The organism is Paenibacillus sp. NRS-1760 (assembly GCF_050467785.1).
GTDB lineage: Bacteria > Bacillota > Bacilli > Paenibacillales > Paenibacillaceae > Pristimantibacillus.
In genome coordinates this window covers 244270-262661 of sequence record NZ_JBITPK010000006.1, presented here as the reverse complement: position 1 = coordinate 262661, position 18392 = coordinate 244270, and the positions used below count along the sequence as shown (strand labels likewise).

Below are 18392 nucleotides of genomic sequence, written 5' to 3'. Positions count from 1 at the left end.
TCGTATAATACCATGGAGGAGGTGAACCGGATGTCCGAAGTAGTAGATCGCGTAAAACGTATCGTCATCGACCGACTAGGCGTAGACGAAGCGGAAGTTACACTTGAAGCTTCATTTAAAGATGACCTCGGCGCTGACTCTCTTGATGTCGTTGAATTGGTCATGGAGCTAGAAGACGAGTTTGATATGGAAATTTCTGATGAAGATGCTGAGACTATCACCACTGTGGGAGAAGTAGTTAAATACATACAATCTCATACGTAAGAAGGACAAGTCCCGTTTTTAATAAACGGGACTTCTCTCCATCTAGGCAGTTTCCTGAATTACACTTAAGCAAGCAAGGCAGCTTTTATATAAAGAAGCGTGAATGGCTTTATGTGCATCTCATTTATACCTCCTTATATTTCAAGCGTAAAGGTTTCGCCGTTTGGTACGGCTAGGCTTGTATTTACGGAGAAATATAAGCAGGGTATACGCAATATAGCAACATTGACCGATTAACAAAGGTGACGCAGCTTGCGCATCAAATTTGCTGGACATAGAGGTGAATCGAATGAAACAAAGAGTTGTTGTTACGGGTATGGGGGTTATTACCTCACTCGGTTCCGATTTGGAAGAGTTCTGGGGTAACTTGCTGGACGGAAAATCAGGTGTATCGGTTGTTGAAGCTTTCGATTTCTCTGAGTATCCGACGCGCATTGCCGCAGAAGTTAAAAATTTCAATCCCGAAGATTACGGTTTAGATAAAAAAGAAGCACGCAGAATGGATCGTTTCGTACAATTCGCTGCAGTAGCTAGCCAATTGGCAGTTAAAGATGCTGATTTGCAAATTGGTACAAATGCTGACCCTGAGCGTGTTGGCGTTATGGTCGGTTCCGGTATCGGCGGACTTGGCACTTGGGAAGACCAGCACAATATTTTGCTGGAGAAAGGCCCTAAGCGTGTCAGCCCTTTCTTTATTCCGATGATGATCGCGAACATGGCTTCTGGACAAGTATCCATGCTTACTGGTGCGAAAGGTCCAAATAGTACGGCAGTAACCGCTTGTGCTACGGGCACTCATTCCATCGGCGATTCTTTCAAATTGATTCAACGTGGCGACGCTGATGTGATGATTGCTGGCGGAGCAGAAGCGACGATCAGACCGACCGGCATGGCAGGCTTCTGCTCGATGCGTGCGATGTCCGTTCGCAATGAAGAGCCTGAAAAAGCAAGTCGTCCGTTCGACGTTGACCGTGATGGTTTCGTAATGGGCGAAGGCGCTGGTGTACTCGTGCTTGAATCACTTGAGCATGCGCAGGCACGCGGTGCAAAAATTTATGCTGAGGTTATTGGTTACGGTATGAGCGGTGACGCTCATCACATGACTGAGCCAGATCCAGATGGTGCAGCTCGCTGCATGGTGAAAGCATTCAAGGATGCTGGAATTGATCCTTCTGAGATCGACTACATCAATGCGCACGGCACTTCGACACCTGTCGGTGATCGCTCAGAGACAAAAGCGATCAAAAAAGCGCTCGGCGACCATGCTTATAAAGTAGCGGTCAGCTCAACAAAATCGATGACAGGTCATTTGCTAGGTGCTGCTGGCGGCGTTGAAGCCGTAATTCTCGGCTTGACTATCAAAAGCGGAATCATCGCTCCGACTATTAATTTAGACAATCAAGACCCGGAGTGTGATCTTGATTATGTACCTAATAAACCGCGTGAAGCGAATGTAAGGATAGCATTGTCCAACTCATTTGGCTTCGGCGGTCACAACGCATCGATCGTGATGAAAGTTTATGAAGCGTGATTCCTTCTATGAGCTGCAGCAGCGGCTGCAGCTCAGTTTTAAGCGGACAAAGCTGCTGAGGCAAGCTTTCACTCATACTTCTTATGTAAATGAACACAAGCGCGGGTCAGCTCAGGATAATGAGCGTTTGGAATTTTTGGGAGATGCGGTGCTTCAATTACTCGTTTCTGAGTATTTGTTCGCAACGTATCCGCAGCGGCCTGAGGGCGAGCTCACGAGAATGCGTGCATCAATCGTCTGCGAGCCATCTTTAGCCCAATTTGCTGAACGCTTGGAGCTCGGTTCGCATGTGCTTCTCGGACGCGGTGAAGAGCAGCTAGGCGGTCGGCAAAGGCAAGCATTGCTAGCTGATTTGTTCGAGTCGTTTGTCGGTGCCATTTTCCTTGACGCAGGAATTGAGGAAACGAGAGCTTTTCTTAATGAGCATATGTTTCCTTTTGTTGAGTCAAACGACTATGGTCTTCTTGTTAAAGACTCCAAGTCGAAGCTGCAGGAACGATCGCAGCATCATGGGCTTGGTGCGGTGGAATACCGAATCATTGAAGAACGTGGACCTGCGCATGACCGTGAATTTGTCGTTGAAGTATATCTCGGTGAAGAGCGTTTTGGCGTCGGCAGCGGGAGGACGAAGAAGGAAGCGGAGCAGCGTGCTGCAGCTGAAGCATGGCGCACGCTATCGCAGGAACAAGGCTAATCAGCATAGAGAGTTTCCGGAAGGTCTTCTGACCTGCCGGGCGCTCTCTTTTTTTATGATCGTTTATTATGTGGCCCTGATAAAAAGGAAGAGCGGTTTAACCAGCTGAAATAAGGTGATAAACGCAGCATTTGGTTGCTTTTAGTAGCTTAAATGGTTATCAAGGCCCATAAGATGTGGTACAATGAGGGGTGAGGTGAAAACCAAGACATGTTTCTGAAACGGATTGAATTATCAGGCTTTAAGTCTTTCGCTGATCGGACCGAAATGGAGTTTGTAACCGGTATTACTGCGGTTGTAGGGCCGAACGGCAGCGGAAAAAGCAACATCTCGGACGGCATACGCTGGGTGCTCGGCGAGCAAAGCGCAAAGAGCCTCCGCGGCGGTAAGATGGAAGATATTATTTTTGCCGGAAGCGATGCTAGGAAAGCTGTCAATTACAGCGAGGTATCCCTTACTCTTGATAACTCGGATGGGGCATTGCCGCTCGAGTATAACGAGGTAACAGTGACACGGCGTGTACATCGCAGCGGAGATAGCGAATATTTAATAAACAAGCAGCCATGCAGGCTAAAAGATATTACCGAGCTATTCATGGATACCGGTATCGGTAAAGAAGCTTATTCCATCATTGGACAAGGCCGAATTGAAGAAATTTTAAGCACGCGCTCGGAGGATCGTCGCGGAATATTTGAAGAAGCCTCCGGCATCGTCAAATACAAGTCGCGTAAGCGCGAAGCGCAGAGGAAGCTTGATGAAACCGAGCAGAATCTGCTTCGCATTCATGATCTGGTGACAGAGCTTGAAGATCAGGTGGGCCCGCTTCGCAAGCAATCGGAGAAAGCCATTCACTTCAAAGCGCTCAAGGAACAGCTGAAAACGAAGGAAATCTCTATGTACGTACATAACATCGAACAGATTCATAGTTCATGGACGGAGGCAAACGGCAAGCTTGAGCGTTTGCAGCAGGAGCAGCTTCAGCTATCTACGGTTGTCAGCAAACATGATGCACATTTGGAGAAGGATCGTCAGCAGCTGCGGGAGCTTGAGCTGGAGCTAGATCAGCTTCATGAAGCGATGCTGCAAATTAGTGAGGATTTCGAGAAATGTGAAGGATACGGCGAGGTTCTAAAGGAACGCAAGCGCAACTTGGAGCAAAATAAACGTCAGCTTGAAGAATCAATCGCTGCACAGGACGCTCGCATTGTCACCATGACGCAGGAAGAAGCGGAATTTCGCAGCCGTGCAGCTGCGTTGCAGCTGCAGCTAGCAGATCTGCGCTCGAAAATAGCCGATGAAGAAGCGCGTCTCGTAGGCGTTGCAGGCGGAGCAGTCGTTGATGCGGAAGAAACACTCAAAAGCGAGCTATTGGAAGTGCTAAGCTCGATGGCGCAGCACCGCAACGAAATTCGTTATGCTTCGCAGCAGCAAGAAGCATTGCAGCGGCGGATGGAGCGAATTAGCGAGGATGAGACCAAATGGCTGGAGCAGCAGGAAAAATTGGACGAGAGACGCTCTGCACTTGCGGCTTCGCTTGAATCTACGCTGGCGCGACTAGAGCAGGCAAGAAACAAAACACTTTCGGAATCTGAACAAACGAGAAAGATTTCTCAAAGTTTGGAAGAGGTCACTTTAGCCATGCGAAAGTGGGAGCAGAAACTCGACAGTCATGTTTCTAGGCGCGATACCATGAAAGAAATGCAGGATGCGCTAGATGGCTTTATGCAGGGCGTAAAGGAAGTTCTCAAAGCTTCTAGACGCGGCAATAGCGGAATCAGCGGTGTTCATGGCGCGGTTGCGGAGCTTGTTCGTGTTCCTGAACGCATTGAGACTGCCGTTGAGACTGCACTGGGCGGGGCCTTGCAGCATGTGGTCATGGAGGATGAGAAAACGGCTCGCGCAGCTATCGCATTCTTGAAGCAGCGTCAGCTAGGACGAGCTACCTTCCTGCCGCTCGATGTCATTCGTGGCAGACAAGTTCCTGAGCATGACAAGCGTATAGCCGAATCCATTGAGGGTTTCGTAGGCGTTGCTGCTGATTTGGTAAGCTCGGATGACCGCTATTCAGCGATTGTGAACAGTTTGCTTGGCAATGTATTGCTAGCCGAAACACTGGAGCAAGCCAACCGGATTGCATCGAAATGTCAATATCGATACCGCGTCGTCACGCTTGAAGGTGATATTGTCAATGCTGGCGGTTCAATGACGGGGGGCAGCTTGCAGAAGAAAGGCGCCAGCCTGCTTGGTCGTCAACGTCAAATCGACGCGCTTGATCAAGAGATTGCAGATGCTCGCAAGATGGTAGAGCAGCTTCGTAATAAGCTAAGCGATTTGCGCAAAGAACATTCTATTCGCACGCATAATATTGAGGAGCTGCGTGCAGAAGGCGAGAAAAGCCGTATTGAAGAGCAGCAAATTAGAGCTGAGCTTCAGCAGCTTCACAATGAGGCGAAGCATCTCGACGAGCAGCGTCAGCTGTATTCAGCAGATCGTAACACTCATTTGTCCGAGCAGAAAGATGTTCAGGCAGCAGCCAAAGCTGCAGAGCTCCGTTTAGAACAGCTGGTTGTAGATGAAGCGAGGCTGCAGGAAGCGATTCGTATGGCAGAAGAGCGGCGTAAAGCTAGCGAATTTGCGAAGGAAGAGCTGCAAGGCCAGCTTACCGATATTAAGATCGCTGCAGCGAAGACTGATCAAGAGAAATTATCGTTCGAAGATCAATCAGCGAGAGTACGAGCGGAAATCGGTCGAGCGAAGCAAGAGCTTGGAAGCTTGCGTTCCTTGTCCGTTCAGCAAGAGGAAGAAATCGCAAGGCATGCTGATGAAACGGTACAGCAGATTGAACAGCTCAATCACCTGCGTTTGAAGAAACAGGAATGTGCAGAGCAAACGGATTTCAAACGATCAGCACGCGCTAAGCGTATTGCCGAGCTCGATTTGGGCGAAAGTGAAACGAAGGAGCAGCGCGGACAACTTCGGACGGTTGAAGAGCAGATGAGGCAGACCGAAATTGCGGCTAACCGTCTAGACGTGGAGCTTGATAATTTGCTTCGGAAGCTCAGTGAGGAATATGAGCTTAGCTATGAACTCGCTAAGGAGCAGTACCCTGTACCTGAGGATGTTCTCGGTACACAAAATGAGGTTAGAGACGTTAAACGTCAAATAACCGCTCTTGGCGAAGTGAACTTAGGTGCAATCGAGGAGTATGAGCGAGTCAGCGAACGTTTTGAGTTTTTGTCAGAGCAGAAGGATGATTTGATCGACGCAAAAACGACGTTGTACCAGGTCATTCGTGAGATGGACGATGAGATGTCCAAACGGTTCAAAGCGACGTTTGAAGCGATTCGCAGTCATTTTGTTATCGTATTCGCGAAGCTGTTCGGTGGTGGCCGGGCTGATCTTGTGCTCGTTGAGCCAGATCGTGTTCTTGATACAGGAATCGACATTGTCGCTCAGCCGCCAGGCAAAAAACTTCAAAATCTACAGCTGCTCTCTGGTGGAGAAAGAGCTTTGACCGCAATCGCTTTGCTATTTGCGATTTTACAGGTGAAACCCGTTCCGTTCTGCGTGCTTGATGAGGTTGAAGCTGCGCTTGATGAGGCAAACGTATCACGCTTTGCTCAATATTTGCGTGAGTTTTCAGAGCTTACGCAGTTTATCGTCGTTACTCATCGTAAAGGCACGATGGAGGAAGCGGATGTGCTATATGGTGTTACGATGGAGGAAGGCGGCGTATCGAAGCTCGTTTCTGTGCGCTTAGAGGATGAAGAGCCGGTATCCGCATAACTTATAGAAAAAACGGCAACGTGAGGATGGGGAGTTGGAACGATGAGTTTTTTTAAGAAGCTGAAGGAAAGCATCGCTACAAAGACAGAAGCGGTGACAAATATTTTCAAAGAAGGCTTATCGAAGACGCGTACGGCTTTTGTTGAGAAGGTAGAAGAGCTAATCACACGCCGCAAAAAAATCGATGAGCAGTTTTATGAAGAACTAGAGGAAATACTAATTGGTGCCGACGTTGGTGTGAATACCGTTATGCAGCTTATTGACGATCTGCGGGTCGAAGTGAAAAAACGGAAGATCGAGGATGCTTCAGATTTGCAGCCGATCCTCTCTGAGAAGCTGATTCAGCTGATGAAGGGTGATGATCATTCCGGCTTGCGGATGGCACCAAGCGGCATCACTGTTATTTTGTTCGTTGGCGTAAATGGCGTTGGCAAGACAACGACCATTGGCAAGCTTGCTCATAAATTTAAGAGTGAAGGCAAGAGTGTGCTTATGGCAGCCGGCGATACGTTCCGCGCAGGAGCTATTGAGCAGCTGGAGGTATGGGGACAGCGTGTTGGTGTCGATGTCATTAAGCAGCAATCAGGAGCTGACCCTGCAGCAGTGATGTTCGATGCAGTGCAAGCTGCAAAGCAGCGCGGCGTAGACGTTCTGTTATGCGATACGGCTGGCAGGCTGCAAAACAAAACCAATTTGATGGAAGAGCTGAACAAGATTTTCCGCGTGATTCAGCGCGAGCTTCCTGACGCTCCTCATGAGGTTCTTCTTGTGCTTGATGCAACGACTGGCCAAAACGCACTTAGCCAAGCAAAATTGTTTGGCGAGAAAAGCGGCGTAACCGGTCTGGTGCTGACAAAGCTTGATGGCACAGCAAAAGGCGGAATCGTAATTGCTATTCGTAATGAGCTAAGCCTCCCGGTTAAGCTTGTAGGTCTTGGCGAAAAAATGGGCGATTTGCAGCAATTCGATTCAGAGCAATTTATTCATGCTTTGTTTGCTGGGTTAATCCAGCGTGAAGATGATTTTGAAGCTGAAAAAACGTCGGAGTAAGCGGCGATTAACGATGGTTTGGAGCAGTTAAAACAGCTCGTAAAGGTGACAAGGGAAAATACTTGACAGCAGTCTATAGTGTCATGTATTATAAAAGACGTTGCTGGTGTAAAGGTATTTACCTTGTCGGCAGAACAAGCAAATAACAGGAGGGGCTGAGGGGATGAAAGCAAATGAACCAGATGCCTTGTCCAAGACAACCCGAATAAACTTGTTGTTCGACTTTTACGAGCCGCTCTTGACAGAGAAGCAGCGGACGTTTCTCAAATATTATTTTCATGACGACTTCACACTTGGGGAAATTGCTGGCGAGTTTGGAATTAGCAGACAAGCGGTTTATGAGCACATCAAGCGTGCAGAACAAGTGCTAGAAAGTTATGAAGGCAAGCTCGGCTTGCTTGTAAGACATGAATCCTTTCAACAATTAACTGTGCAGCTTGTAAACAGCGTTAACGAGCTTTCCATTGCAGAGCAGGACAAGCAGGCGCTTATGAGTGTCATTGCACAATTTAAATTAGCCGAATAAAACATGAAGAATGGAGGTGACGGTACATGGCAGCATTTGAGAGCTTATCGAGTCGGCTTCAAAATGTGTTCAGCAAGCTGAGGGGCAAAGGCAAGGTTTCCGAGGATGATGTTAGCGAAGCAATGCGTGAAGTGCGTTTGGCGCTTCTAGAGGCAGACGTTAACTTTAAAGTCGTAAAGGACTTTATTGCGAAGGTGAAGGAACGGGCTATTGGCCTCGATGTATCCAAGAGCTTCACGCCCGGCATGGTCGTCATCGATATCGTAAATAAAGAGCTGACCGAGCTGATGGGCGGCACGCAGAGCAAGCTGGTTAAGGCTAATAAGCCTCCGACAGTCATTATGATGGCGGGTTTGCAAGGTGCGGGTAAGACAACAACTTCAGGCAAGCTGGCAAAATTGCTTCAGAAGAGCAACAATAAGCCGCTTCTAATCGCTTGTGATATTTATCGTCCTGCTGCCATTAAGCAGCTTCAAGTGCTTGGTGAACAAATCAATGCGCCGGTCTTCTCCTTGGGTGATCAGACATCACCTGTAGAGATTGCGCGTGCTGGACTACAGCATGCCAAAGAGAACGGCAATGACTATGTCATCATTGATACCGCCGGTCGTTTACATATCGACGAAGAGCTGATGGAAGAGCTTAAGCAAATTCATCAAGTTACAAAGCCGGATGAGGTTCTCCTCGTTGTTGATGCAATGACAGGACAAGATGCTGTAAACGTTGCACAGAGCTTTCATGAACAGCTCGCTTTAACAGGCGTTGTACTAACGAAGCTCGATGGCGATACTCGCGGTGGCGCGGCGCTGTCGGTAAAAGCAGTTACAGGCTGTCCGATTAAATTCGCAGCAATGGGTGAGAAGATCGACTCCTTGGAGCCGTTCCATCCAGAGCGTATGGCTTCTCGTATTCTCGGCATGGGCGATATGCTATCGCTTATCGAGAAGGCGCAGTCGAATATTGATGCAGATAAAGCGAAGGAAATGGAACGTAAAATGCGTACAGCAGAGTTTACGTTCGACGATTTCCTTGAGCAGATGGAGCAGGTTCGCAATTTGGGGCCGCTTGATCAAATTATGGATATGCTGCCCGGCATGAACAAGATGAAGGGCATGAAGGATATGAAGGTCGATGAGAAACAAATCGGCCGCGTCGAGGCTATTGTCCGCTCCATGACGAAAGAGGAGAAGCAAAAGCCAGAGCTGCTTAATCACAGTCGCCGCAAGCGTGTTGCTGCAGGCAGTGGAACAACGATCGTTGAGGTAAACCGCCTCATTAAGCAGTTTGACGATATGAAAAAAATGATGAAGCAATTCTCATCGATGATGGGACCGAAAGGGCCTAAGGGCGGCAAGAAGGGCCTAAAAGGTATGCTCGGCAAAAATATGAAGTTCCCGTTTTAATGGTTGTTTACTCTTTGAAGGAGGTGAATTTTTAATGGCAGTACGTATTCGTTTGAAAAGAATTGGTGCTCACAAAGCTCCTTTCTACCGCGTAGTAGTTTCGGATTCCCGTTCGCCGCGTGATGGTCGTTTTATCGAAGAAATCGGTACTTATAACCCGGTTGCACAACCGGCTCAAGTTAAGATTGATGAAGAGAAAGCGCTAAAATGGTTGCAAACTGGAGCGCAAGCTTCTGATACCGTTCGTGACTTGCTTTCCAAAGCTGGTGTTCTTAAAAAGTTCCATGAGCTTAAGCAACAGAAATAACTGTTGAATAGCGGAGGGCCTTGAGATGAAAGAATTGATTCTTGTCATAGCGAAGGCATTGGTTGATCATCCTGAACAGGTGCAAATCAATGTGAAGGATGATGACCGTGGCACGATATACGAGCTTTCGGTTCACCCCGAGGATATCGGTAAAATCATCGGTAAACAGGGACGCATAGCGAAAGCGATTCGCACGGTAGTGACTTCTGCTTCCGTGAAATCGCAAAAGCGTGTCATCGTCGACATTATGTCATGATGTACGTATGAAGAGAAGGTTGGGATGAATGTCCTAACCTTCTTTTCAATATGTACACTTATCCATGGATGTCGCTAATCATTACGGCTTCGTTCTTCAACATGGAACGAAGCCGTTTTTGCATGTATAATAAGGCTATACACATATGAAGGGCTGGTTCTAATGAACGAAAAATGGTTTACAGTCGGGAAAGTCGTTAATACGCACGGTATCCGCGGAGAGCTGAAAATTCTTTCGCAAACGGATTTTGCAGAGGATAGATTTGCTTCTGGAAACAAGCTGCTTATGGTGAACGAGGAAAGCGGAGCTTCACTGGAAGTAAAAGTAATCAGCTCACGCGCAAACAAAAACGTATACATATTGAAGCTGGAAGGCTTCACTGATATTAATGCGGTTGAGAAATATAAAGGCTGGGTACTGAAAATTTCAGCCGATCAGCAGCTTGAGCTTGAAGAAGGCGAATATTATTATCACGAAATTATAGGCTGCCGCGTCGTTACCGAGGAAGGCGAGGAGCTGGGCACGATTTCGGAAATTTTAAGCCCAGGCGCAAATGACGTGTGGGTAGTGGATCGTCCGAAGGGCTCGGGGAAGCAATTGCTTTTGCCTGTTATCGATGATGTCTTAGTCAATGTCGACACAAAAGAGAAAATCGTAACGGTCCATTTGATGGAAGGATTGATTTAACCGATGAAAATAGATGTGCTGACGCTGTTTCCCGAAATGTTCGACGGAGTGTTCAATTCGAGCATTTTAGGAAAAGCGAAAGAGAAGGGGATCGTATCTCCTCAAGCAATCAACTTCCGTGCTTATTCAGGCAATAAGCATAACACGGTTGATGATTATCCATACGGCGGCGGTGGCGGCATGGTCTTGAAGCCAGATCCGGTCTTTGCTGCGGTAGAGGATTTAAAGCTGGATGACAATATAAAGCCGCGTGTTATTCTTCTATGCCCGCAAGGAGCACAGTTTACGCAGAAGAAGGCTGAAGAGCTTGCAAAGGAACAGCACTTGGTTCTTATTTGCGGTCACTATGAAGGTTATGATGAGCGTATACGCGAGCATCTTGTAACAGACGAGCTGTCGATTGGTGATTACGTGCTTACGGGTGGTGAAATACCTGCGATGGTGCTCATCGATAGCGTTGTTAGATTACTGCCAGGAGTTCTTGGCAATGAAACTTCTGCGGTTACAGATTCATATAGCACAGGTTTGCTTGAGCATCCCCATTACACTCGGCCTGCGTCGTTCCGCGGCTGGGATGTCCCGGATGTGCTTATATCTGGTCATCATGCGAATATTGAGGTGTGGCGTCGTGAGCAGTCGCTGCTGCGGACGCTGCAGCGCCGTCCTGACCTTCTGAAGAGCGCCCCGCTTACGGACAAGGAACGCAAATGGGTGGCTTCTCAGTTAAAGCAGGAGCCTAATAAGACAGGCAAATAGTACGACCCTAGCTAATAAACAAAGCCGCAACGAATTTCGTTGCGGCTTTGTTTATTTAGAAGTATTCGATGATTATGGCGTGTAAAAATTTTGGGTATAGTAGACGTTATAGGTTCCGCCTAATGCAACACCTGTACCTAGTCGCTCAAGCTTGCTGTTTAATAGTGCTTCACGATGGCCTTCTGTAGAATTGACCCAGCCATAGTGAGCAAATATGCTATTTTTGTATCCGGCAGCTATGTTTTCGGCAGCTGAGTGATACTTAACGCCTTTTGCTTTCATTCGGTCAAAGGGAGACGAGCCGTCTGGATTCGTATGGTCAAAAAATTTACGTGCACTCATATCGTTGCTGTGACCATGCGCTGAGGCAGCAGCGAGCTTGTCCCATTGCAGCAGAGGTATTTTGCGAACAGCGCGCTCAGCGTTAGTAAGATCAAAGAGTTGTTGTTCATAGGCGTCTGCCAGCTTGGATGTATTTGCTGATTTTAACGCTGTGGATTTGGAAACGGCTTGATCCATTTGCATGACACCAGCTATTTTGTTTCCATCACGTCGGTCAATGAAGAGAACGGTATGTACTTTTTTTGTAGTGTAAGCATAATAATCGTTATTTGTCTCGACATTGGTTGCTTCGCCAACCAGCTTTTTGGCATTACCAATCGTTTGTCCGATCTGGATGCCCGACTTCATCGCCCAGCTATCTTTGCCATTGGAGAAAAGTGCGATTACCCGGTCATTTTGGATGCCGAACATCATGTAGTTGGTATAACTGCTATTATAAACGTACCAGGAGAAACCATATTCGCTTAGATCAATCCTAGACGGTTTTCCGAGCGTTTGTTGAAGCTTTTGCAGTGAATCGTTTATCGTTATCTCATGAAGGCGATCACCTGTGTTAATAATTTTAGCATCGGACAACGCTTTTGAGTGAAGTTTGAGGTTATAGAAGAAGGTAAGCGCCTCAGCGCGTGTAAGTTTTCCATCTGGTATGAAGCCGCTAACGGTGGCAGAAGTGCGTCCGTTCGATATTTTCTCATCAAGCAGCCATTGAATTGCGCTTTGCTCTGTAAATTCTTTTCCATTTGCCGCGGAAGCCAGTAGTAACGCAGCTTGTCCACGTCGGAATTCGACATTTTGTGAAGCGTTATTGATAGGCCAGCCCAAATTATTCGCATAATCGTAATAAGGCTTGGTCCAATTGCTGGCGCTGGAAGATGATGTAGTGACCAATCCATAGGCTCTCAATAACATAGCAAGAAACTCAGCTTCATTAACAACCTTGTTTGGTTTGAAGGAATTATCCCCATATCCCTGAGCTAATTTCTGATCAACAGCCCAAGAGATATAGGAGCCAGCCCAGTGTCCATTCGTATCTTTAAAAACCAAGGATTCAGCAGAGGTTTGCAATGGTGCAGAAATGGTTAATATTAAAAGTACAGATGCGATTCCCCCTTTTGTTTTGTTACAAAAAGATTGTTTATTATGGTGCAATTTTGTCACCTCTTCATGTCGGTGTTTGTCATCATTTAGTATACATGATTTATGAATAAAAAAATCGTGTTGTATTATTGGGCTAGCTATGGTAAAATTTCTAATGTTGTTCGTAAAGTCGGACGGTCCGCTATCAGCGATGAACCGATTCAGAGGAATCCGGTGAGCTTATAAGAACGTCTATGGTGGAAGGAGTGAATCAAATGAATCTTTTGCAAACAATCGCGCAAGAAAATCTGCGCCAAGGTCTACCGAACTTTCGTCCAGGTGACACGCTAAAAGTTCATGTAAAAGTTATCGAGGGAACTCGTGAGCGTATCCAATTATTCGAAGGCGTTGTAATCAAACGTCGCGGCGGTGGAATCAGCGAAACTTTTACAGTGCGTAAAATTTCCTACGGTGTTGGTGTGGAAAGAACTTTCCCGCTTAACTCGCCTAAAATCGAAAAAATCGAAGTGGCTCGCCGTGGTAAAGTACGTCGCGCGAAATTGTACTACCTACGTAGTCTTCGCGGAAAAGCTGCTCGTATTAAAGAAATTCGTTAAGAACAAACGACAAGAGGGGCTTGCGCAAACAAGCTCCTTTTCGTTTTTTCTCAAAGGTCATTTACATATTACAGCATATGGGAAGAAGGCGGACTGAATGGACTCACAGCAGCGAAATGACGGGCTGGACAATGGCAATGATCATGAAATGAAAAATACGCAGGAACATGCGGACATTGAGCAGAATTTACCAAACCGTGCAGCAGCCCATGCATCCGGCTCAGGAAAACAGGGCGGAGCTTATAAAGAAGTCGTAGAATGGATCAAGGCTTTAGTCATTGCGGTCGTTCTCGTATTTCTCATTCGTCAATTTTTGTTTTCACCATTCATCGTCGACGGACCTTCCATGAAGCCTAATTTCGAGACCGGCGAACGGTTAATAGTAAATAAAATTTTGTATACGATACGCGAGCCGAAATTTGGTGAGGTCGTAGTGTTTGATGTTCCAGAGCAAGGCCGAAAATTTATAAAACGAGTGATTGGCGTACCGGGTGATAAAATTCGACTCGAAGGCGATGACCTTTATATTAATGATAAAAAAATAGACGAGCCTTATTTAAAAGAAGCTATTGCGGCAGCACATGCCGAAGGCAAGCTATACAACGAAAAAGGAATAAATTCCGATGTATCTGAAATCACTGTTCCTGAGGACACGATTTTTGCACTTGGCGACAATCGCAGCGATAGTACAGATAGCAGGGTTATCGGATTTGTATCGGATAAAGAGGTTGTTGGACGTGCCGATATTATTTTTTGGCCGCTGAACAAACTAGAGTTTATAAAGCACTGGACTAAATGAGGTGAGTAAATGACCATTCAATGGTTTCCGGGTCATATGACGCGGGCGAAACGGCAAATACAAGACAAGCTCAAACTAATCGATCTTGCCATCGAACTATTGGATGCACGGGTTCCGCTATCTAGCCGTAATCCGATGATTGAGGAAATTTTGAACGGCAAGCCAAGATTGATCGTATTAAACAAATCAGACTTGGCTGATCCAAAAACGACAGAGCAATGGATGGCTTATTTCCGTAATGAAGGCCATGAATCGATCGCAATTGATTCCTCAACAGGCACGAAGGTAAATGAGGTTCCGCTCAAGGCAAAGCAAATTTTGCATGAGAAAATTGCACGTCAAATTGCAAAAGGCATAAATCCGCGTGCAATTCGCGGACTTATTGTAGGTATACCGAATGTCGGGAAATCCACGTTGATCAACAAGCTCGCTGGACGCGCTATTGCTTTAACCGGCGACCGTCCTGGCGTTACGAAGGGACAACAATGGATTAAGATTGGAACTGAAATGGAATTGCTCGATACACCGGGCATATTGTGGCCAAAGTTTGAAGACGAGCTCGTCGGATACAGGCTTGCTATGACTGGTGCCATTAGAGAGCAAATTTTGAACGTTGACGATATCGCGTTTTTTGCGATGCGTGAGCTGGTAGATCGATACTGGCCTAACATGAAAGAGCGGTATGAGCTTGAAACGCCACCTAAGGACGCTACGGATTCAGATGAAATCGTGCGTGTGATGGAAGATATCGGACGTCGGAGAGGCTGCCTTGTTAGCGGTGGACACGTCGATTTGGAGAAAACATCCGGAATCATTTTGCGTGATTTGCGCTCAGGCAAGCTAGGAAGAATTACGCTCGAAGCGCCACCTTATTGATGTGAAACGGGGGAACGTAACGTGCTGCAATATGAACAGTCGTTATGGGAAGAAGGATTTAAAGCGATTGCTGGTGTAGATGAGGTTGGCCGAGGTTGCTTGTTCGGAGACGTCGTGGCAGCTGCCGTTATTTTACCGCCAGGGCTTGTGATTGAAGGGGTTAACGACTCCAAGAAGCTTTCCGAGAAAAAGCGTGACCAGCTGTATGATATTATTTTGCAGGAATGTGTAGCGTGGTCGGCTGCTCGTGTTGATGCTGAAACGGTTGATCGAATCAATATTAAGCAGGCAGCTAGGCTTGCAATGAAAATTGCAGTGGAATCGTTACAGCTTCCTTCTGACTATTTGCTTGTTGATGCGGAGAAGGTCGATGTTAGTCTGCCGCAGCTCTCGATCATTAAAGGGGACGCTACAAGCCAATCGATCGCTGCAGCCTCTATCGTTGCCAAGGTTACGCGCGATAGGCTTTGTGTGACCGAATGGGAGCAGGAATATCCAGCTTATGGCATTGCTATACACAAGGGATATGCAACGAAGCTTCATCGGGAGCGATTGCTAGCTAATGGACCAAGTCCTCTGCATCGCAGATCATTTCTCGGCAATTTATTTACAGAGGAGCAGCTGCTTCTCTTCTAGCTGCATCTGTCAGCAGATATTATATGACGCTCGATTGATTGTGCGAGGCAAAAGATGCCTAGTGTAATTATCGGGCGTTATTTTGTTTTTGTGCTGTTTTTTGGGATGAACGGCTACAAGCTTTACTCATTTTGACCGATATAAGGCTTATAGGTTTAATGAAGTCGTACATGCTTATGTAAAGAGCTCGCTTAAGTGCAAAGAGCAAACGCATAGAATGGCGCTGGAGCAACGGAGGCGAATGAACAAATGAATATAAGTCAAATGATGCGAAGCTTCTTAGGAGAGGCTTCTAGTGCGGATACACGAGCTGTGGAGCTTAAAGTTGGACAAGTGGTAAGAGGCGTCATTTTGCAGGTGATGGAAAATAACGAAGCGCTCGTACAAATTAACGGTGTACAAGTGCGTGCGAAGCTAGAGATGCCGCTTCAAGTGGGACAATCAGCAATGCTCCAAGTGCAGCCTCAATCAAGCGGAGCGCTTGTAATGCTTAAACAAGTTGAACCTGGTCAAGTGGGATTGCCTGATGATACGTTCAAAGAATGGGCTAAACAGCTGGCGTTGCCAGAGCAGAAATGGGCAGCGCAAATCGTCAAGGATTTGCGGAAGGAAGGCGTTATTCTGAACCGCGACGTTGCGCAAGCCTTTCAACAGGCTGCATCCGCGATGCCGGCTGGTGGAGATGCGGAGCAATGGATGCAGTCCGCTGCCGCAACCTTTAAAAGAGGGCTGCCTATGACTGGCGCTACTGTAGGTGCGATGCAGCAGGTTATGTTCGGGCGCAGCACGCATGAGCTGCTTGAGACGTTGCAGCTGCAAATTACTTCATTCACGAGCGTTTCGGATGAAGGGAAAGCTGAAACAAAAGCTGCAACTCAAGCAGCTGCACGTGTGCAAGCGCTTCTGACGGAAGGGCTCGAGCTGCTTCGTGGAGTGACGGCTGAGTCTAGTGCAGCAAAATCAGGAGAAGCCGTTACAAAGGACATACCGACTTCAAAGCAATTAAACGCGCAAATCGTCAAAACGGACTTGCCGCAGGCAACAGCAGCACCTGTCGCTATGTCTGAGGACGAAGCTCCGGATCAACAAGCTAATCCTCAAGCGGCTAGAGCATTAGCCAGTCAGTCAAGTCAGCCCAACTGGCTGGGACAGATGATGAAATGGATGGGCGTCGATCATGAGCTTCAGCTTGCCAAAGTATTTACAGCGGATACTCAATTGAGCCAGCAAGCGCCGGCTCCTCAGCCAGCAACAGCGGAAACTGCTGCGAAGCCGGCAACTGTAACGACTGCTTCAGCACCACCGCTGCAGACTCCTATCGTCGAGGCTAACAGCAAAGAAGCTGCTCCAACCGTAATGCTGGCAAAACCAGCAGAGTTTGAAACCGCTGATTCTCAGCAAGCAAGGCTGCCGGATCAAAAGCATATGGTTGAACGAGCAGCCTTAGCGGTTCTTTCGAACGTTGCAGACAGCATTCCAATGACAGATTCTTCTCCGCCTGCACAGCAGGAATCATTGAAAAGTGCCTTGCTAGCTCTGGTTTCATCGGATCATACACCTCCTGCTCTCAAAGAGACAGCGCAGCAGCTTGTACAGCAAATAACAGGCCAGCAGCTTTTGCTTACTCCTGAGCGGAACAGCTCAGTTCTCACGCATGTGACGATGTTTATTCCAATCAATAACGCAGACGGCAAACAAACCGCTTCGGTTCACATTCAGACAAGAAGAGGGCGAAAAGGAGAGCTTGACGCTTCGAATTGCAGATTGCTCTTTAATTTGTCGATGAATACGCTGGGCGATACGATGGTTGACGTAAATGTGATGGACAAAATTGTAAGTTTAAACTTGTGGAATGATCATCCTGCAATCTCATCGCTTGCAGAAGGATCTCGAAATGAAATTGCTGCCAGCCTGCAGCAAGCAGGCTATCAGCTGCTTTCACTGCGAACAACGCCGCTTCCCAAAGCGGGGGAATCAAAGGTGGAAGCAGCATCAGCAGCAGTTAAGAACCAGCAAATGACGGATATGAGCGCCTTTGCAGCCAATCGTTACAAAGGAGTCGATTATCGTATATGAGCAGCGATCAGAGTGAAAATCAGCCACAAACGAAAGTCAGGAAAGCAGTAGCCTTAAAATACGAGCCAGGCGAGCGCACTGCTCCGGTTATGGTTGCTAAAGGGAAAGGGCATTTGGCGGATCTCATCCTTGAGAAAGCGAAGGAAAATGGCATTCCTGTACAAGAGGATTCCTCGTTGGTAGAAGTGCTCTCTAAGCTTGATATCGATCAAGAAATTCCGGGTGAGCTGTATACGCTCGTCGCAGAAATTTTAAGCTTTGTTTATCGTTCTGACCGAAAAGCGAGGGAAATGATAGATGGGTGATGATGAGGGAAAAGCGAAAGGGACGCGGAAACTAGATAATAGGAAAGCTACGGGTCAGCTTGGCGAGGAAGCAGCTTGTTTGTATTTAATAGAAGCGAATTATAATATTCTCACGCGGAATTGGCGATGTAGAATAGGAGAAATTGATATTATTGCTGAACATTCTGATAGATTTGTATTTGTAGAGGTGCGTACGAGAAAAGAAGGCAGTAAATACGGCACAGCCGCGGAGTCGGTGGATTATCGCAAGCAACAGAAGGTAAGGGAGGCGGCTCAAGTTTATTTACGCAGTGTTGGGCGCTCAGATGCATCCATTCGCTTTGATGTTATTGCGATAACGTTGAGCCGTGCAGATGAGATCGTTACTTCTTTAGAGCATTTTGAGGCAGCGTTCTAAAATGGTA

Annotated in this window: 19 protein-coding genes; 18 read left to right on the top strand and 1 reads right to left on the bottom strand. The window is 47.1% G+C overall.

Going from position 1 to position 18392, the window contains the following annotated elements:
• Positions 1–30 precede the first annotated feature (30 nt).
• The 11 genes from ACIFSR_RS03650 to trmD all read left to right on the top strand — a co-directional run bounded on the left by ACIFSR_RS03650 (position 31) and on the right by trmD (position 11260).
• On the top strand, positions 31–264 hold the full coding sequence (locus ACIFSR_RS03650; protein WP_053375686.1) for an acyl carrier protein: 234 nt from the start codon (positions 31–33) through the stop codon (positions 262–264).
• A 289-nt stretch (positions 265–553) separates the two neighbouring features.
• Positions 554–1795, top strand: coding sequence for a beta-ketoacyl-ACP synthase II (gene fabF / locus ACIFSR_RS03645; protein WP_054029014.1), 1242 nt, complete (start codon positions 554–556; stop codon positions 1793–1795).
• Positions 1785–2489 carry a ribonuclease III gene (rnc, locus tag ACIFSR_RS03640; protein WP_076268334.1) on the top strand — a complete coding sequence of 235 codons (705 nt, stop codon included), beginning with the start codon at positions 1785–1787 and terminating at the stop codon, positions 2487–2489. The genes fabF and rnc overlap by 11 nt, the downstream gene beginning before the upstream one ends.
• Before the next feature lie 210 nt (positions 2490–2699).
• Complete coding sequence (gene smc / locus ACIFSR_RS03635; RefSeq protein ID WP_430054987.1) at positions 2700–6275, top strand: chromosome segregation protein SMC; 3576 nt, start codon at positions 2700–2702, stop codon at positions 6273–6275.
• 42 nt (positions 6276–6317) lie between these two features.
• Complete coding sequence (gene ftsY, locus ACIFSR_RS03630) at positions 6318–7325, top strand: signal recognition particle-docking protein FtsY (protein WP_430054984.1); 1008 nt, start codon at positions 6318–6320, stop codon at positions 7323–7325.
• Between the two features lie 163 nt (positions 7326–7488).
• Positions 7489–7851 carry a YlxM family DNA-binding protein gene (gene ylxM / locus ACIFSR_RS03625; RefSeq protein ID WP_076268337.1) on the top strand — a complete coding sequence of 121 codons (363 nt, stop codon included), beginning with the start codon at positions 7489–7491 and terminating at the stop codon, positions 7849–7851.
• Positions 7852–7877: 26 nt separating this feature from the next.
• Positions 7878–9254: a signal recognition particle protein gene (gene ffh / locus ACIFSR_RS03620; protein WP_076268338.1), complete on the top strand. Its 1377-nt coding sequence runs from the start codon at positions 7878–7880 to the stop codon at positions 9252–9254.
• 34 nt (positions 9255–9288) lie between these two features.
• Positions 9289–9561 carry a 30S ribosomal protein S16 gene (gene rpsP / locus ACIFSR_RS03615; RefSeq protein WP_053375694.1) on the top strand — a complete coding sequence of 91 codons (273 nt, stop codon included), beginning with the start codon at positions 9289–9291 and terminating at the stop codon, positions 9559–9561.
• Between the two features lie 25 nt (positions 9562–9586).
• Positions 9587–9817, top strand: coding sequence for a KH domain-containing protein (locus ACIFSR_RS03610; RefSeq protein ID WP_076268339.1), 231 nt, complete (start codon positions 9587–9589; stop codon positions 9815–9817).
• Between the two features lie 162 nt (positions 9818–9979).
• Complete coding sequence (rimM, locus tag ACIFSR_RS03605; protein ID WP_076268340.1) at positions 9980–10504, top strand: ribosome maturation factor RimM; 525 nt, start codon at positions 9980–9982, stop codon at positions 10502–10504.
• A gap of 3 nt (positions 10505–10507) precedes the next feature.
• Positions 10508–11260, top strand: a complete 753-nt coding sequence (trmD, locus tag ACIFSR_RS03600) for a tRNA (guanosine(37)-N1)-methyltransferase TrmD (RefSeq protein ID WP_339208901.1) — start codon at positions 10508–10510, stop codon at positions 11258–11260.
• Positions 11261–11332: 72 nt separating this feature from the next.
• Here trmD and ACIFSR_RS03595 read toward each other — a convergent pair whose 3' ends face one another.
• Complete coding sequence (locus ACIFSR_RS03595) at positions 11333–12751, bottom strand: CAP-associated domain-containing protein (protein ID WP_430054979.1); 1419 nt, start codon at positions 12749–12751, stop codon at positions 11333–11335.
• 203 nt (positions 12752–12954) lie between these two features.
• Here ACIFSR_RS03595 and rplS point away from each other — a divergent pair, with 203 nt between their 5' ends.
• The 7 genes from rplS (at position 12955) to ACIFSR_RS03560 (ending at position 18385) form a co-directional block, all read left to right on the top strand.
• A complete protein-coding gene (gene rplS / locus ACIFSR_RS03590; protein WP_053375699.1) occupies positions 12955–13296 on the top strand; it encodes a 50S ribosomal protein L19 in 342 nt (113 codons plus the stop codon).
• A 97-nt stretch (positions 13297–13393) separates the two neighbouring features.
• On the top strand, positions 13394–14095 hold the full coding sequence (gene lepB / locus ACIFSR_RS03585; RefSeq protein WP_339208903.1) for a signal peptidase I: 702 nt from the start codon (positions 13394–13396) through the stop codon (positions 14093–14095).
• A 9-nt stretch (positions 14096–14104) separates the two neighbouring features.
• Complete coding sequence (gene ylqF, locus ACIFSR_RS03580) at positions 14105–14971, top strand: ribosome biogenesis GTPase YlqF (protein ID WP_076268343.1); 867 nt, start codon at positions 14105–14107, stop codon at positions 14969–14971.
• Positions 14972–14992: 21 nt separating this feature from the next.
• Positions 14993–15607, top strand: coding sequence for a ribonuclease HII (locus ACIFSR_RS03575; RefSeq protein ID WP_339208904.1), 615 nt, complete (start codon positions 14993–14995; stop codon positions 15605–15607).
• A gap of 249 nt (positions 15608–15856) precedes the next feature.
• Positions 15857–17683: a hypothetical protein gene (locus tag ACIFSR_RS03570; RefSeq protein WP_430054976.1), complete on the top strand. Its 1827-nt coding sequence runs from the start codon at positions 15857–15859 to the stop codon at positions 17681–17683.
• On the top strand, positions 17680–17988 hold the full coding sequence (locus ACIFSR_RS03565; protein WP_076268346.1) for an EscU/YscU/HrcU family type III secretion system export apparatus switch protein: 309 nt from the start codon (positions 17680–17682) through the stop codon (positions 17986–17988). Before ACIFSR_RS03570 ends, ACIFSR_RS03565 begins: the two co-directional genes overlap by 4 nt.
• Entirely contained in the window at positions 17981–18385 is a 405-nt protein-coding gene (locus ACIFSR_RS03560) for a YraN family protein (RefSeq protein WP_430054973.1), read from the top strand. Before ACIFSR_RS03565 ends, ACIFSR_RS03560 begins: the two co-directional genes overlap by 8 nt.
• Positions 18386–18392: the final 7 nt, after the last annotated feature.